The sequence below is a fragment of the Kitasatospora sp. NPDC056651 genome (assembly GCF_042792155.1).
Classification (GTDB): domain Bacteria; phylum Actinomycetota; class Actinomycetes; order Streptomycetales; family Streptomycetaceae; genus Kitasatospora.
On record NZ_JBHTWX010000008.1, the window covers coordinates 89,422 to 107,048 of the forward strand.

The 17,627-nt window shown below is 77.4% G+C and carries 1 protein-coding gene; it reads right to left on the minus strand.

Going from position 1 to position 17,627, the window contains the following annotated elements; all coding sequences use genetic code 11:
* Positions 1-8 precede the first annotated feature (8 nt).
* Positions 9-17,555 carry a non-ribosomal peptide synthase/polyketide synthase gene (locus ACFRAR_RS06000; protein WP_380695245.1) on the minus strand — a complete coding sequence of 5,849 codons (17,547 nt, stop codon included), beginning with the start codon at positions 17,553-17,555 and terminating at the stop codon, positions 9-11.
* Between the last annotated feature and the right edge of the window lie 72 nt (positions 17,556-17,627).

Genomic DNA, 17,627 nt, shown 5'->3' on the forward strand with positions numbered 1-17,627 from the left:
TCGGTTCCTCAGCGTTCGTCATCGTCGGGGCCGTCCAGCGCGGCGGCGGCTTCGTCGGGGCCGTCCAGCGCGGCGGCTTCGAGTTCGCTCAGCACCAGGTCCTCCACCAGGTCCGCCAGGGCGGCCACGGTGCGGGAGACCAGCACGTCGCGGGGGGTGAGGGTGACGCCGAAGGCGTCGTTGGCCCGGGAGGCGATCAGCAGGGCCCGCATCGAGTCGCCGCCCAGCTGGAAGAAGTCGTCGGTGGCGCCGACGGCGGTGTGCAGGGTCTCGGCCCAGATCTCCGCCACGGCCTCCTCGGTGGGTGTGCGGGGCGCCACCCGTTCGGCGGGCTCGGACTCGCCCGGGCCCGGGGCGGGCAGTGCCGCGCGGTCGGTCTTGCCGCTCGCGGTGAGCGGGAAGCAGTCGAGCACGGCGAAGGCCGAGGGCACCATGTGGCCGGGCAGCGAGCGGGCGGCCAGGGCGCGCAGCTCGGCGCCGGTCGGCGGTTCGGCGCCGGGGGCGGCGAGCAGGTGGGCGACCAGCCGGGGCAGCCCGGGCTCGTCCTCCCGGACGCTCACCACGGCGTCCAGCACGGCCGGGTGGCGCACCAGCACCGCTTCCACCTCGCCCGCCTCGATCCGGTGGCCGCGCAGCTTCAGCTGGTGGTCGGCGCGGCCCAGGTAGTGCAGTTCGCCATGACGGTCGCGGCGCACCAGGTCCCCGGTGCGGTACATCCGGCCGCCGGGCGGCCCGTACGGGTCGGCGGTGAACCGGGTGGCGGTCAGGCCGGGGCGGCCGAGGTAGCCGCGGGCCAGGGCCGGTCCGCTCAGCCACAGCTCGCCGGGGACGCCGTCGGGCACCGGCCGCAGCCGGGCGTCCAGGACGTACGCGCCGGTGCCGGGCAGCGGGCGGCCGATCGGCGGGGCGGTGCCGTCCGCGGTCAGCGGCGCCGACCAGGTGGCGACCACGGTGGCCTCGGTGGGCCCGTAGGAGTTGACCATCCGGTGGTGCGGGGCCCAGCGGGCGACCAGGTCGGCGCCGCAGGCCTCGGCGCCGACGATCAGGGTCTTCAGCGCGGGCAGGCTGCCGGGGGTGTCGGCCGGCAGGGTGGCCAGCGCGGCGGGCGGCAGCAGGGTGTGGGTGATCCGCTGGTCCCGGAGCAGTTCGGCCAGCCGGGCGCCGAGCAGCGGTCCGGGCTCGGGCACCACCAGCCGGGCGCCGTGCGGCAGGGCCAGGCACAGTTCCAGCACCGAGGCGTCGAAGCTGGGGGTGGCGAAGGCCAACACCCGGTCTCCCGGGGCCACTCGGTAGTGCTCGGCCTCGGCGGCGGCGAAGCCGGCCAGGCCGCGGTGGGTGACCACGACGCCCTTGGGGGTGCCGGTGGAGCCGGAGGTGAAGATGACGTAGGCGGGGTCGTCCACGTCCAGCGGGCGGGTGCGGTCGGCGTCGGTGGGGCGGTGGCCGGGTGCGCCGTGCGGATCGGCGGCCAGCAGGTCCGCCACCTCCTTGGCGTCCAGGGTCAGCGCGGGGGCCGCGTCGCGCAGCATCGCCTCGATCCGCTGCTCGGGGTAGTGCGGGTCGACGGGCAGGAAGGCGGCGCCGGTCTTGGCCACCGCCAGTTCGGCGAGCACCATGTCGGCCGAGCGGGGCAGCAGCAGGGCGACGGTCCGCCCGGGGCCGGCGCCGCGCGCGATCATCCGGTGGGCGAGGCGGTTGGCGTGGGCCTCGGCCTCGGCGTAGGTGAGATCCCGTCCGGCGGCGCTCAGGGCGACGGCCCGGGGCCACCGGTCCGCGGCGGCCTCGACCAGGGCGGGCAGGGTGGCCGGGGGCGGCGGGGCGAGCGCCGGGCGGGCCGGGCCGCGCAGCAGCCGCTGCCGTTCGCCGGGCGGCAGCAGGTCCAGCTCGTCCAGCCGGGCTCCGCCGTCCGAGTCGGCCAGTGCGGACAGGGTGTGCAGCAGTTGGGCGGCCAGCCCTTCGGCGGTCTCCCGGTCGAGGAAGCGGGGGTCGTGGCCGAGTTCCACGGCGAGCCGCTCGCCCGGCGAGACGACCACGGTGAGCGGGTAGTTGGTCGCCTCCCGGGCGTCCAGTTCGCGCACCAGCAGGCCGTGGGCACCGGCGGTGGCGTCGCCGACCGGGTAGTTCTCGAAGACCACCAGGCTGTCGAACAGCTCGGTGCCCGGCGGGAGTCGGCTGAGCCCGTGCATCCGCGCCAGCGGCAGGTGGTCGAACCGGCGGTCCTCGGCCTGCTCCTCCTGGAGGGTGCGCAGCCAGTCGGCGCACGGCTGCCGGCCGTCGACGGCGACCCGGGCGGGCAGGGTGGTGATGAACAGGCCGACGATGCCGTCGGAGCCGGGAAGGTCGGCGGGCCGCCCGGAGACGGTGGTGCCGAAGCAGACCCGCTCCTCCCCGCTCCAGCGGGACAGCAGCAGCGCCCAGGCGCCCTGCACCACGGTGTTGAGGGTGAGCCGGTGGCGGCGGGCGAACTCCTGGATCCGCTCGGTGGCGGCCTCGTCCAGCCGGTGCGAGAGCCAGGTCCCGGAGCGGGCGGTGTCGCCCTGGGCGGGCCGGCGGTCGTAGGGCAGCGCGGTGGGGGCGGCGAGGTCGGCCAGCGCGGCGCGCCAGTGCTCGACGGCCGCGCCGGTGTCGCGGGCGGCGAGCCAGCCGACGTAGTCGGCGAAGGGCCGGCGCTCGGGCAGGGCGGGCCGCTCGCCGCGGGCGAGCGCGGCGTGGGCGGCCAGCACGTCGGCGAGGACGTGGAAGACGCTCCAGCCGTCCAGCAGCACGTGGTGGAAGGCCCAGACCACCCGCACCGCGTCCGGGCCGAGCCGGACCAGGTCGAGCTTCAGCAGCGGCGCCCGGTCCAGCGGCAGCGGGCGGGCCCGCTGCTCGGCGAGCAGTTCCTCCAGCCGGGCTTCGCGCTCGGGCGCGGTCAGGGGGCTCCAGTCGTGCTCGGCGACCGGGAGCGCCGCCTCCCGGTGGACCACCTGGAGCGGCACCGGCACCTGGCGCAGGACCACCGAGGTGCGCAGCACCGGGGTGCGGTCCACGACGTGCTGCCAGGCGGCGGCCAGCAGTCCGGCGTCCCGGGCGCCGTCCAGGACGAAGGTGATCTGCTCGACGTACAGGCCGTGTTCGGCCTCGTCCAGGCCGTGCAGCACCATGCCGGTCTGGGTGGGGGTGAGCGGCTGGATCTCCGTCACCTCCCGTCCGGTGCCGGCCAGCCGGTCGACGGCCGCCTGGTCGAGGCCGGCCAGCGGGAAGTCCGACGGGGTGCGGCCGCCGGCGCCGGGTTCGGCGCAGTGGCGGACGATCTCCCGCAGCTCGTCCAGCAGTTCGGCGGCCAGCCGGGCGACCGTGCCGCGGTGGTGCACCGCGTGGGAGTAGGACCAGGTGAAGGAGAGCCGGCCCTCGGCGACGACGCCGAGCACGTCCAGCAGGTGCGGGCGCCGGGCGGTGCGGTCCATGCCGCCGGCGAGCGGGCCGGCCGGGGCGTGCAGCAGGCCGCCGGGGGTGGCGGTCCGGTCCTGCCGGCCCAGGTAGTTGAAGCCGAGCTGCGGCAGCTCCAGCTCCGGGGCGGGCCGCAGGTGGCGCAGGGCGCCGTGGCCGAGGCCGCCGTGCGGGACGGCCCGCAGGCCCTCCTTGACGGCCTTCAGGGCGGTGCCGGTGTCGGCGTCCCGGGGCACGTCCAGGGCGACGGGGTGGAGCGTGGTGAACCAGCCGACGGTGCGGGACAGGTCGAGGCCGTCGAAGAGTTCCTCCCGGCCGTGGCCCTCCAGGGCGACGACGACCCGGTCCCGTCCGGTCCAACGGGCCAGCACCCGGCCGAGGGCGCAGAGCAGGACGTCGTTGACCCGGGTGCGGTAGGCCTCCGGGACGTCCTGGAGCAGTCGGCGGGTGTCCTCGGCGCCGAGGGTGAAGGTCAGCGACTCCTCGGTGTCGGCGGTGTTGGCGCCGTCCAGGTCGACGGGCAGGCCTTCGTCCACCAGCCCCTGCCAGTAGGGGAGTTCGTCGTCGAAGCCGCCGGAGGCGGTGTGCCCGGCGAGCCGTTCGGCCCAGGCCCGGAAGGAGCTGCTCTTGGCGCCGAGGTCGGGCCGCTCGCCGGCGCGCAGCGCGCGGTGGGCGCGCTCCAGGTCCTCCAGCAGGATCCGCCAGGACACCGCGTCGACCACCAGGTGGTGCGCGGCCAGCAGCAGCACCGGGCGGGGTTCGCCGTCGAAGCGGCAGAGGGCGGCCCGCAGCAGCGGTCCGGCGGCCAGGTCGAAGCCTTCGGCGAGCCGGTCGGACAGCCGGCGCAGAACCGTCTCGCGCTCCTCGCCCTCGGCGGCGGGCAGGTGGTGCGGGCGCAGTTCGGGCGCCTGGCCGGGTGCGGTGCCGTGCTGGCGCCACCGGCCGTCGGCGAGCGGTTCGAAGCGCAGCCGCAGCGCGTCGTGGTGCTCCAGGACGGCGGCCAGCGCGGCCCGCAGCGTGCGCTCCTCGGTGTCGGGGGCGAGGGTGAAGGAGACGGACTGGGTGAGCGCGGCCGGGTCCCCGTCGAGGGTGTCCAGCAGCCAGTGCTGGACCGGGGTGAGCGGGGCCTCGCCGACCACCGCGCCCTGTTCGGCGGCGGGTTCGGGGCGCGGTGACCGCTCGGCGGCGCGGGCGAGTTCGGCCAGGGTCTGGTGGGCGAACAGGTGCCGGGGGGTCAGCGCCAGACCGGCCCGACGGGCCGCCGAGACGACCTGGATGCCGAGGATGGAGTCCCCGCCGAGCGCGAAGTAGTTGTCGTCCGCGCTGACTTCGGGCACGCCGAGCACCTCGCGCCAGATCGCGGCCAGGGCGTGTTCGGCCTCGGTGCGCGGCGGCCGGTCGCCGCCGGTGGCCGTGGCGGTCCACACCGGTGCGGGCAGCGCGCGCCGGTCGAGCTTGCCGGTGGCGCCGAGCGGCAGCCGCTCCAGCGGCACCACCAGGGCGGGCACCAGGTGGTCGGGGAGGGTGCGACCGAGGAAGGCCCGCCACTCGGCCGGGTCGGGCAGGGCGCCCTCGCGGGGCACCGCGTAGCCGACCAGCCGCTTGTGGCCGTCCTGGTCGACCACCCGGGCGGCGGCCGCCGCGACCCGCGGGTGCCGGGCCAGCGCGGCCTCGACCTCGCCGAGTTCGATCCGGAAGCCGCGCACCTTGACCTGGTCGTCGGCCCGGCCGAGGTAGTGGAGGTCACCGTCGGCGCTCCAGCGCACCCGGTCGCCGGTGCGGTACATCCGGGCTCCGGGCGGGCCGAACGGGTCGGGCAGGAAGCGCCCGGCGGTCAGCCCGGGGCGGCGCAGATAGCCGCGCGCCACGCCGGTGCCGGCCAGGTACAGCTCCCCGGGCGCGCCGACCGGCACCGGGCGCAGCCGCTCGTCCAGGACGTAGGCCCGGGCGCCGCCGACCGGCCGGCCGATCGGCGGGTCGCGGTCCGGGTCGGCCGGGTCGCAGGGGTGGGCGGTGGCGTAGACGGTGGCCTCGGTGGGCCCGTAGATGTTCAGCACCCGGCATCCGGGGACGGCTTCGCGGACCTGGCGCACGGTACGGGCGGGCAACCCCTCGCCCGCCAGGACCACGGTGTCGGCGGCGAGGCGCACGGCGCCGTCGGCGAGCAGCCCGCCGAGGGCCGAGGGCACCGCGCTGAGCAGCCCGGCCTGCCAGGCTCCGGGGCGCTCGGCCAGGGCCAGCAGGTCCCGCACGAGTTCCACGCAGCCCCCGGAGAGCAGCGGCGCGAAGATCTCGAACACCGACACGTCGAAGTTGAGCGAGGTGGCGGCGACCACGTGCTCCAGGCCGTGGCCGGCGAACTCGGCGGCGGCCCAGTCGGTCAGGGCGAGCACCGAGGCGTGGGCGACCACGACGCCCTTGGGGAGGCCGGTGGAGCCGGAGGTGTGGATGACGTACGCGGGGTGCTCCGGCCGCAGGGCGGCGCGCCGCTCCTCGTCGCGGACGGCGTCGGCGCGGGCGGCGGCCAGCCGGTCCCGGCAGGCCGGGTCGTCCGGCAGGATCCGGGTGAACGGGCCGTCCGGCAGCCGCTCCTGGGAGGCGGCGTCGGTGATCACGGCGTCGGGCCGGACGTCCTCGAAGAGGTAGGCGATCCGTTCGGCCGGGTACCCGGGGTCGACCGGCAGGTACCCGGCGCCGCTCTTGAGCACCGCGAGCAGGGCGACGGCCAGGTCGGCGGTGCGGGGCAGCGCGAGCGCGACGAAGCGCTCGGGGCCGGCCCCGGCCTCGATCAGCAGCCGGGCCAGCCGGTTGGACCGTTCGTCCAGCTCCCGGTAGCTCAGCAGGTCGCGGCCGGAGCGGACCGCCGGGGCGTCGGGGGTGCGGGCGGCCTGCCGGGCGAAGGCCTCGGGCAGGGTACCGCCGGAGCCCGGCGTCACCCTCGCGCCGGCGAGGCGTTCCAGCAGGTCGCGTCCCGCTTCCGGCGCCAGCAGCGGCAGTTCGCCCGCCGGCCGGTCGAGGCCGGCCGCCATGCCCGCCAGCAGGGTGCGCAGGCTCTCCCCCAGTCCCTCGACGGTGGCGGCGTCGAAGGCGGCCGGGTCGTGGTCGAGGCTGACCTCGATGTCGGCGCCGGGGGCCACCACCACGCTGAGCGGGTAGCTGGTCGGCTCCAGCACGCTCTCGGTCTCCACGCCGAGGCCGTACCGGGTCGGCGAGTCGGCGTCGAAGGGGTAGTTCTCGAAGACCACGATACTGTCGAACAGGGCGGTGCCGCCGGGCAGTTCGCTCCAGTTCTGGAGCTGGGCCAGCGAGACGGCGTCGTGCCGCCGGGCCTCGGACTGGGCGTCCTGCACCTCGCGCAGCCAGTCCAGCAGCGGGCGCCGGCCGTCGATCCGGACCCGGGTCGGCAGGGCGTTGATGAACAGCCCCACCATCGAGGTGACGCCGGGCAGTTCGGCGGGCCGGCCGGAGACGATGGTGCCGAACACCACGTCGTCCCCGCCGCCGTAGCGGGAGAGCAGCAGCGCCCAGGCGCCCTGGAGCACGGTGTTGACGGTCAGCCCGGCCTGCCGGGCGGTGGTGCGCAGCCGTTCGGACAGCTCGGGGCCGAGGGCGACCCGCACCGTGGCCGAGGAGGAGGCGCGGTGGGCGCCGGCCGGGCGGCGGTCCCGGGGCAGTTCGGTGGGGGCGGGGAAGCCGGCCAGGGCGGCGCGCCAGTAGCGTTCGACCTCCGCCCGGTCCTGGCCGGCCAGCCAGCGCAGGTAGTCGGCGTAGGGTGCCCGCTCGACGGGGACGGGCCGGCGGCCGGAGGTCAGCGCGGCGTAGTGCTCGCAGACCTCGTCGAAGACCTGGGCGGCGCTCCAGCCGTCCAGCAGCACGTGGTGGAAGGTCCACACCAGCCGCACGCTGGTCGGGGTCAGCCGGATCAGGGTGAGCCGCAGCAGCGGGGCGCCCGCCAGGTCGATCCCGGCGGCCCGGTCCTCGGCGAGCAGCCGGGCGGTGTCCCGTTCGACCTGCTCGGTGGGGCGGCCGGTCCAGTCGTGGTGGGCCACCGGCAGGACGGCCCGGTGCTGGACGACCTGGAGCGGTTCGGCGCCGTCCTGCCAGCTGAGCCGGGTGCGCAGGATGGCGTTGGCGTCGGCGGTCCGCTGCCAGGCCTCGGCGAGCGCGTGCGGGTCGGTGACGCCGGTGAGCACCAGCCGCACCTGGTTGACGTAGGTGTCGCCGTCCGGGTCCAGCAGGCTGTGGAAGAGCATCCCGGCCTGCATCGGCGTCAGCGGGTAGACGTCGGCGACGCCGCGCCCGTCCCCGGCGACCCGGTCCACCGCCGCCTGGTCGAGCCGGGCCAGCGGGAAGTCCGACGGGGTGCGGCCGCCGGCGCCGGGCTCGGCGCAGTGGGCGACGATCTCCTCCAGCGCGCGCAGCATGGCCTCGGCGAGCCCGGTGACGGTCTCCGGGCGGTGCCGGCCGGCGCTGTGGTACCAGCCGATCTCCAGCCTGCCGTCCTCGACCCGGGCGACCACGTCCAGCAGGTGCGGGCGCTCGGTGCCGGGCGCCTCCGTGCCGCCGAGGCCGCCGGGGACGGCGCGGACCAGGGCGGCCCCGTCGGCGGACCAGTCGAAGCGGCCCAGGTAGTTGAAGCTGATGCCGGGGGCGGGCGCGTCGGCGAGCGCCCCGTCCCGGGCGAGGTAGCGCAGCGCGCCGTAGCCGAGGCCTCGGTCCGGCACCGCCCGCAGCTGTTCCTTGACGGCCTTCAGCGCGGTGCCCCAGTCGCCCGCCGGGACGTCGAGGGCGACGGGGTGGAGCGAGGTGAACCAGCCGACGGTACGGGACAGGTCGAGGGCGTCGAACAGCCGGTCCTCGCGGCCGTGCCCCTCCAGGCCGACGGCGACGGTGGACCGCCCGGTCCACTCGGCGAGCACCCGGCCGAGGGCGGTGAGCAGCACGTCGTCGATCCGGGTGCGGTAGACCCCGGGGACGTGGCGCAGCAGCGCGTCGGTGCGGTCGCGGTCCAGCCGGACGGTCACCTCGCGCAGGTCGGCGGCGGTGTTGCCGCCCTCGCCGTCCACCGGCAGCGGCTCGGCGCAGGCCCGGGCGGCGGCCGCCCAGTGGTCGCGCTGCCCGGCGAAGCCGCCGGCGGCGGTGTGCTCGGCCAGCCGGCGCGCCCACGCCCCGACGGAGGTGGTGCGGGCGGGCAGTCGCAGTGGGCGGCCCTCGACGGCCTGCCGGTAGGCGGTCTCCAGGTCCTCCAGCAGCACCCGCCAGGAGACGCCGTCGACGGCCAGGTGGTGGACGGCCAGCAGCAGCCGGTCAGGCCGGGCGCCGCCGCCGGTCAGCAGCCGGGCGGTGAGCAGCGGGCCGCCGTCCAGCCGGTACGCGCGGTCCCCGGGCTCCTCCGGGGCGCCCGGCTCGCGGACCTCCAGCAGTTCGGGCGCGGCCTCGTCGGCGGGGGCGCAGTGCTGCCGCCAGGTGCCGTCCGCGGCCCGTGTGAAGCGGGAGCGCAGCGCGTCGTGGTGGCCCCACAGGGCGGCCAGGGCGCGGCGCAGCGCCTGGGGGTCGACGGTGCCGGGGGCCTCCACCAGGACGGACTGGTCGAACTGCCCGGCGTACGGCGGGTTCGGGTCGAGGAACCAGTGCTGGATCGGGGTCAGGGCGACGTCACCGCTGACCGGTTCGGTGCCGGCCACGGTGACGGCGCTGCCGGCGGCCGCGGCCAGCGCGGCGACGGTGGGGTGGCGGAACAGGTCGCGCGGGGAGAGCGCGAGGCCCGCGGCGCGGGCCCGGGAGACGACCTGGATGCTCAGGATGGAGTCGCCGCCGAGCAGGAAGAAGTCGTCGTCCAGCCCGACCCGCTCCACCCCGAGCAGCTCCGCCCAGATCGCGGCGAGCAGGCGCTCGCGCTCGGTGCCGGGGGCGCGGTGGGGGCGGTCGCCGTTGCCCGCCGACCGCTCGGGGGCGGGCAGCCGCCTGCGGTCCACCTTGCCGTTGGCGGTGAGCGGGAGTTCGGGCAGGGTGACGAAGGCGGCGGGCAGCATGTAGTCGGGCAGGTCGGCGGCCAGGTGGGCGCGCAGGTCGGCGGCGGTGGGCGGCTCGGCCTCGGCCAGCACCAGATAGGCAAGCAGTCGCTTGCCTATCGCGTCCTGGTGCAGCGAGACCACCGCCTCGGCGACGGCCGGGTGGGCGGTGAGCCGGGCCTCGATCTCGGCGGGCTCGATCCGGAAGCCGCGGATCTTGATCTGGTCGTCCGCGCGGCCGACGAAGTGGAGTTCGCCGTCCTCGCTCCAGCGGGCGGTGTCGCCGGTGCGGTACATCCGGGCCCCGGGCGGGCCGAACGGGTCGGCGAGGTAGCGGGCGGCGGTCTCGCCGGGGCGGCCCGCGTAGCCCCGGGCGAGCCCGGCTCCGGCGAGGTACAGCTCACCGGTGATGCCCGGGGGCTGCGGCTGGAGCGAGCCGTCCAGGACGTACGCCCGGGTGTTGTCCAGCGGGCGGCCGATCGGCAGCACGGCGGGCAGCTCGTCACCGGCGCGGAAGGCCCGCCGGGTGGCGAAGGTGGTGGTCTCGGTCGGGCCGTAGCCGTCGACCACGGTGAGGCCGGGGCAGGCCGCCAGGACCTTGCGGACGACCGCGCCGGGCACCGCCTCGCCGCCGGTCCACACCTCCCGGACGCCGCGCAGGCAGCCCGGGTCCTCCTGGGCGAGCAGCCGGAACAGCCCGGCGGTCAGCCACAGGCAGCGCACGCCCCGCTCGGTGACGGCGTGCCGGACGGCGGCGGCGTCCAGGTCCCGCGGCGGGGCCAGGACGGCGGTGCCGCCGCGCAGCAGCGGCACCCACAGCTCGTAGGTGGCGGCGTCGAAGGCGTGCGGGGAGTGCACCAGCACCCGGTCGTGGCCGGCGAAGGCGCGGTCCAGGGCGAGCGCGGCGACGTCCCGGCGGCGCACCGCGACGCCCTTGGGGGTGCCGGTGGAGCCGGAGGTGAACATCAGGTACTGGACGTTGTCGGGGTGGACGGCCGCCACGACAGGCGCCACGACAGGCGCCACGACAGGCGCCACGACAGGCGCCACGACAGGCGCCGCGACACGGGCCGCGACAGGCACCGCGCCACGGGCCGCGTCGGGCGCCGGGGCCGCCGCGCCCGGCGGCCGGCGGTCCGGCTCGTCGACCCGCACCACCCGCCCCGCGTCGCGCAGTCCGGCCGCCGTGCCGGCCCAGTGGGCGTCGGTGAGCAGCAGCTCCGCGCCCGCCTCGGTGAGCATCCGGTGCAGCCGCTCGCGCGGCGCCCGCCCGTCCAGCGGGACGTAGACCCCGCCGGTGCGCACCAGCGCCAGCTGGGCGACGACCAGGTCGACGGAGCGCTCCATCAGCACCCCGACCGGCTGCTCCACCCGGACCCCGAGCGCGGCCAGCCGCCCGGCCAACCCGGCTGCCAGGGCGTCGAGTTCGCGGTAGGTCAGACGCTCCGAGGCGGCTTCCAGGGCGACCGCGCCGGGGGTGCGGAGCACCTGCTCGGCGAAGAGTTCGGCGATGTCGGCGGCGGGCTGCTCGACGGCGGTGGCGTTCCAGTCGACCAGGACGCGGCGGCGCTCCTCCCCGGTCAGCAGCGGCAGCCGCGCGGGCGGGCGGTGGGCGCCCTCGGGCAGGCCGGCCAGCACGGCGGTGAGCTGCCGGGCCAGCCGCCGCACGGTGGACTCGTCGAACAGCCTCGGGTCGTAGCAGAGCCGCAGGGACAGCTCCGGGCCCGGGTAGGCGAGCAGGGCGAGCGGGTAGTTGGTGGTCTCGATCCCGTCCAGGTCGCTCAGCCGCAGGCCGTGCGCGCCCGCCGCCTCCTCGTCGACCGGGTAGTTCTCGAAGACCACCAGGCTGTCGAACAGGGCGCCCTGCTCGGGCAGTCCGGTGCCGGCCCGCATCCGGGTCAGCGGGACGAAGCCGTACCGCCGGTCCTCGCTCTGCTCCCGCTGCACCGCGCGCAGCCAGTCCGGCAGGGTGCCCTCGGCGGGCACCGTGGTGCGGGTCGGCAGGGTGGTGATGAACAGGCCGGTCATCGCCTCGACGCCGGGCAGCTCGGGCGGCCGCCCGGAGGAGGTGGTGCCGAACACCACCTCGGCCCGCCCGGCCTGGCGGCCCAGCAGCAGCGCCCAGGCGCCCTGGACCAGGGTGTTGAGGGTCAGCCCCGAGCCGCGCGCGAGGTCCTCCAGCGCCTTGGTGGCGGCGGCGGGCAGCGTGAACGGCACGGCCCGGGTCGACTCCGCGCGGTGGTTGCCCACCGGCTCGCGGTCGTACGGCAGCGGCGTCGCCTCGGTGAGTCCGGCGAGCCTGCCGTCCCAGTACCGCTGCGCCTCCGTGTGGTCGCGCTCGCCCAGCCAGGCCAGGTACTCGCGGTACGGCCGGCGCTCCGGCACGGTGCCGTACGGCACGTCCGGCACCTCCGGCACCTCCGGCACCGAGGAGGCGTCCGGTACCGAGGAGCCGTCCGCCCCGGAGCGCCCGAGGGCGGCGTGCACGGCGAAGACGTCGGAGAGCACCTGGAACAGGCTCCAGCCGTCCAGGATCAGGTGGTGGAACGACCACAGCACCCGCACCCGGCCCTCCGGGAGCCGGATCAGCACCAGCCGCTGGAGCGGGGCCGCCGCGAGGTCCAGGCCCCGGGCCCGGTCGCGGTCCAGCAGTTCGGCCAGTCGGTCGCGGCGCTCCTCCTCGGGCAGTTCGCGCCAGTCCAGGTGGCTGACCGGCACGGCCGCCCGCCGGTGCACCACCAGCAGCGGCTCGGGCACCTGCTGCCAGCGGACGTGGGCGCGCAGCAGTTCCGTCCGGTCGGTGACCCACTGCCAGGCGGCGGCCAGGCGCGCCGGGTCGGGCACGCCGTCCAGGACGAAGTCCAGCTGCTGGAAGTAGGCGCCGCTGTCCTCCTCGGCGAGGCCGTGGAAGAGCATGCCGGACTGGGTCGGGGTGAGCGGCAGCACGTCCTCGACCGCGGCCGGGTCCGTGCCGGTGATCCGGTCCACCGCCGCCTGGTCGAGCCGGGCCAGCGGGAAGTCCGACGGGGTGCGGCCGGCGGCGCCGGGGCGGGCCGCGTGGCGGGCGAGGTCGGCCAGTTCCTCGGCGAAGCGCCGGGCCAGTGCCTCGACGGTCGCGCCGTGGTGGACGGCGGCGGAGTGGAACCAGGTGAACTCCAGCGCGTCGCCGTCGAGCCGGCCGACCACCTCCAGGGGGTGGGGGCGCTCGGTGCGCGGGTCGGCGTCCAGTTCCAGCGGCCGGAAGGTGCCGCGGAACAGACCGTCCGGGTCGTCCGGGAGGGCGATCCGGCCCAGGTAGTTGAAGCTGATCCGGGCGGGCGAGGCCTCGGGCGCCGTGCCGGGGCGGCCGAGGTGGCTCAGCGCCTCGAAGCCGAGGCCGCGCCGGGGGACGGCGCGCAGCTGCTCCTTGACCCGCTTGAGGACGGTGTCCCAGTCGGCTCCGGCGGGCACGGCCAGGGCGACGGGGTGGCGGGTGGTGAACCAGCCGACCGTACGGCTGAGGTCGAGGTCGGCGAAGAGCTCCTCGCGGCCGTGCCCCTCGACGTCCACCACGACGTGCTCCAGCCCGCTCGCTCCGCACAGGGCCCGGCCGAGGGCGCTGAGCAGCACGTCGTTGGCCTGGGTGCGGTAGGTGTCGGGCAGGGTGCGCAGCAGGGCGGCGGTGTCGGCGGCGCTCAGCCGGACGGTGACGGAGGCTTCGGTGGCGTAGCTGTTCGGGCCCGCGAGGTCGGCGGCGAAGGGCTCAGCGGGGACAGGCTCGGCGGCGAAGGGCTCGGCGGGGACGGGTTCGGCGGCGAAGGGCTCCGCGGCGGGCCGCGCCGGGATCGCCCGCGCCCAGTACGCGCTCTCGTCCTCGAAGCCGCCCCCGGCGGCGAAGCCGCTCAGCCGCTCGGCCCACTGGCGCAGCGGCGTGGACCTGGCCGGCAGGGCGCCGGCCCCGTCGCGGCCGTCGCGGCGGGCCCGGTAGGCGGTGTCGAGGTCCTCCAGCAGCACCCGCCAGGAGACCCCGTCGACCACCAGGTGGTGGGCGGCCAGGTGCAGGACCGGCGCCGCCCCCTCGGCGCGCTCGTGCAGCACGGCGCGCAGCAGCGGCTCGCCGCCGCCCAGGTCGTACGGGCCGAAGTGCGGGGTGTCCCCGTCCGGACCGGTGTGCCGGGTGAGGGCGGTCCGGGGGCCGGGCTCGGCGATCCGCCACCGGGCGGCGCCGTCGCCGTCGAGGCCGGTGAAGGCCGAGCGCAGCGCGTCGTGGTGGGCGACCAGGTCGCCGAGGGCCGCCTCCAGGGCCGCCCGGTCCAGGTCCTCGGGCAGCAGCAGGGAGAGCGCCTGGCCGAAGTGCCCGGCCCGCCCGGCGGCCCGTTCCAGCCACCAGCGCTGGATCGGGGTCGGCACGGCCTCGCCGGTCGCGGCGACCGGTGCGGGCGCCGCCGGGGTCTCGGCGTCCTCGGCGGCCCGGGCGAGGGCGGCGACCGTCTGGTGCCGGTAGAGGTCCCGGGAGGTCACCGGCAGTCCGGCCTGCCGGGAGCGGGCCACCACCTGGATGCCGAGGATGGAGTCGCCGCCGAGGTCGAAGAAGTTGTCGTCCGCGCCGACCCGCTCCAGCCGCAGGACGTCCGCCCAGATGCCGGCGAGCGCGCGCTCGGCGGGGGTGCGGGGGGCGACGTGGCGGACGACGGCGGGTACGGCCGGCCCGGGGTCGGGCCGCGGCGCCCGCGCCGCCTCGTCCGGGTCGGCCACCGGCCCGAGGTGCTCCAGCTCGCCGTCGGCCGTCCACCGCACCAGTTCCCCGGTCGGGTACAGCCGCTCCCCCGACGCGCCGTACGGGTCGGCGATCTCCCCCGCCCGCCCCGGGCCTTCACTCGGGAGGTACAACTCCCCCGGCACACCGACGGGTTGGGGGCGCAGGGCGCGGTCGAGGACGTAGCCCCGGCCGCCGGTCGCGGGCGCCCGCCAGGAGTCGAGCAGCGCGCGCTGCTCCTCCTCCGGGATCATCGGCAGTTCGGCGAGGGTGCGCTGCGGCCCGTCCGCCATCCCGGCCAGCAGCCGGTGCAGGTGGGCCGCCAGCGCGGCCACCGTCCGCCGGTCGAACAGGTCGGTGTTGTACTCCACGGTCAGCGTGCAGCCGTGGTCCTCCCACGGGGTGAACTCCAGCACCAGGTCGAAGCGGGCGGCCGGGCGGGGCAGCGGGTGGTCCGCGAAGCGCAGGCCGCCGGCGGGCGCCGGGGCGGCGGGGGTCTGCTGGACGACCGCGACCTGGACCAGCGGGGTCCGGCTGGGGTCGCGGGGCGGGGCCAGCTCCTCGACCACCCGGTCGAAGGGCACCCCGGCATGGGCGAAGGCGTCCAGCAGGGTGGCCCGCATGCTCTCCACGAAGCCGTCCACGGTGGCCCGTTCGTCCACGTCGCCGCGCAGCACCACGGTGTTGACGAAGAAGCCGGTCACCTCCTCCAGGTCCCGCCGCTCGCGTCCGTTGGTGACGGTGCCGAAGGCCACGTCCCGCTGGCCGGAGTAGCGGGAGAGCAGCAGCGCGGACGCCCCGGCGAGGAGGGTGAAGACGGTGGTGCCGCGGCCCGCCGCGAGGTGGCGCAGCCGGTCCACCAGCTCGGCCGGGAGGTGGTGGCGGTGCGCCGCGCCGTGGGTGGTGCGCTGGGCGGGCCGGGGGCGGTCGGTGGGCAGCCGCAGGGTCGGCAGGCCGGCCAGGGTGCGCTTCCAGTACCCGAGGTCGGCCGCGTGGTCGGCTCGGCCGTGCTGTTCCCATCGGGCGAAGTCGGGGTACTGGAGGGCGGGTTCGGGCAGCGCGTCGGGCTCGCCGGTGGTCTCCGCCCGGTGCAGCGCGGCCAGTTCGCGGGTGAGCACGCCCACCGACCAGCCGTCGGTGACGATGTGGTGCTGGGCCAGCAGCAGCAGGTGGTCGTCCGCGCCCAGCCGGATCAGCAGTGCCCGGGTGAGCGGGCCCCGGGCCAGGTCGTAGGGCCGTTCCAGCTCTTCGGCCAGCAGGCGTTCGGCGGCCTGGGCGCGCTCCTCGGGCGCCAGCGCGCCCAGGTCCTCGGTGCGCAGCGGCAGTTCGGCCCGCTCGGCGACGTGCTGGACGAGCTGCCCGTCGGCGGTGGCCACGGTGGTGCGCAGCGAGTCGTGGCGGGCGGCGAGCCGGTTCAGCGCTCGGCCGAGGGCCTCCTGGTCCACCGGGCCGTGCAGCCGCAGCGCCACGCCGGTGTTGTTCTCGGTGCCGCCGGGGTCGAGGTCCTCCAGGAACCAGAGGCGGCGCTGGGCGCTGGAGAGCGGCAGCGGCTCGCCGCGCGGGGCGGGCGGGATCGGCTGCGGCGGCGCGGCGGTGGGCGGCCGGTCGAGCAGCGGGGCGAGGTCGGCGACGGTGCGGGCGGTGAAGACGTCCCGCAGGGTGAGCCGGACGCCCAGCCGCTCGGTGATCCGGGCCAGGGTGCGGGCGGCGAGGATGGAGTCGCCGCCCAGGTCGAAGAAGTCGTCGCCGGCGCCCACCGCGTCGAGGCCGAGGACCTCGGCCCAGATGCCGGCCAGGGCGCGTTCCCGCTCGGTGCGCGGGGCGAGGTGTCCGGCGGCGCTCTGCCGGGCGGGCGCGGGCAGGGCCCGCTGGTCGACCTTGAGCTGCGGGGTGAGCGGCAGCGCGTCCAGGACGACGACGGCGGCGGGCACCAGGTGGGCGGGCAGGGCGGCGGCCAGGGCGGTGCGCAGCTCGGCCGGGTCCGGGGCCGCCGTCGGGTCGGCGGGCGTGGCGTAGCCGACCAGCCGGGCGTGGCCGGGTTCGTCCTCGCGGACCACCACGACGGCCTGGTCGACGGCGGGGTGGGCGCGCAGCGCGGCCTCGACCTCGCCCGGCTCGATGCGGAAGCCGCGGACCTTGACCTGCCGGTCGAGCCGGCCGAGGAACTCCAGTTCCCCGTCGGCGTTCCACCGGGCCCGGTCGCCGGTGCGGTAGAGCCGGGCGCCGGGCGGGCCGAAGGGGTCGGCGACGAAGCGCGCGGCGGTCAGGCCGGGGCGGCGCAGGTAGCCGCGGGCGACGCCGTCGCCGCCGAGGTACAGCTCGCCGTCGGTGCCGGGCGGCTGGGGCCGCATGGCCTCGTCGAGCACGTGCACCCGGGCGTGCGGCAGGGCGTCGCCGATGGTGGGCGAGCCGGTGCCGGCGGCGAGCGGGCCGGTCCAGGTGGCGACGATGGTGGCTTCGGTGGGGCCGTAGGAGTTGATCATGCGCCGGCCGGGCGCCCAGCGGTCGACCAGCTCGGCGGGGCAGGCCTCGGCCCCGACGATCAGGGTGCGCAGGTGGCGGCCCGCGCCGGCGGGCACGGTGGCCAGGGCGGCGGGCGGGATCAGGGTGTGGGTGATGCGGTGCTCGTCCAGGACGGCGGCGAGTTCCTCGCCCAGCCAGGGGCCGTCCGGCGGGATCACCAGGGTGGCGCCGGTCAGGACGGAGACGAACAGCTCCAGGACGGAGGCGTCGAAGCTGGGCGAGGAGAACTGGAGGACCCGGTCGCCGGGCCGCACCGCGTAGTTCTCGACGGCCGCCTCGGTGAAGCCGGCGATCCCCCGGTGGGTGACCACCACGCCCTTGGGCGTCCCGGTGGAGCCCGAGGTGTAGATCACGTACGCCGGGTGGTCCGGGCCCGCCGCGGCCTCGGTGCCCGGGTCGGCTCCGGCCGCGGTGACCGGGTCGGCGGGCCCGGCCGTCTCCAGGACCTCGCGGACGGCGGCCGGGTCGTCCAGGACGATCGCGGGGGCGGCGTCGGTGAGCATCAGGGCCCGGCGCTCGGCGGGGTAGGCCGGGTCCACGGGCAGGAAGGCGGCCCCGGCCCGGACGACGGCGAGCTCGGCGGCGACCAGCTCCATCGAGCGCGGCAGGACCAGCGCCACCGTGCGCTCCGGCCCGGCGCCGCGCCGCCTCAGGTCACGGGCCAGCCGGTCGGCCCGTTCGGCCAGCTCCCGGTAGGTCCAGGTGCGCCGGCCGTCGGTCACCGCGGGCGCGCGCGGGGTGCGGGCCGCCTGGGCGGCGAACAGCGCGTCGAGCGTCCGGCGCTCGGGCGTCGCGGCGGTGCCGCCGGCCTGCGGCGGAGCGGACGGGCGTACGGACTGGGCAGGCCGGTCGGCCATGGCGGAAGGTCCTTCCGATGGGGGCGACGACGGGACGCCGGGGCGGGCGGTGGCCGGCCCCCGGGTCCGGGG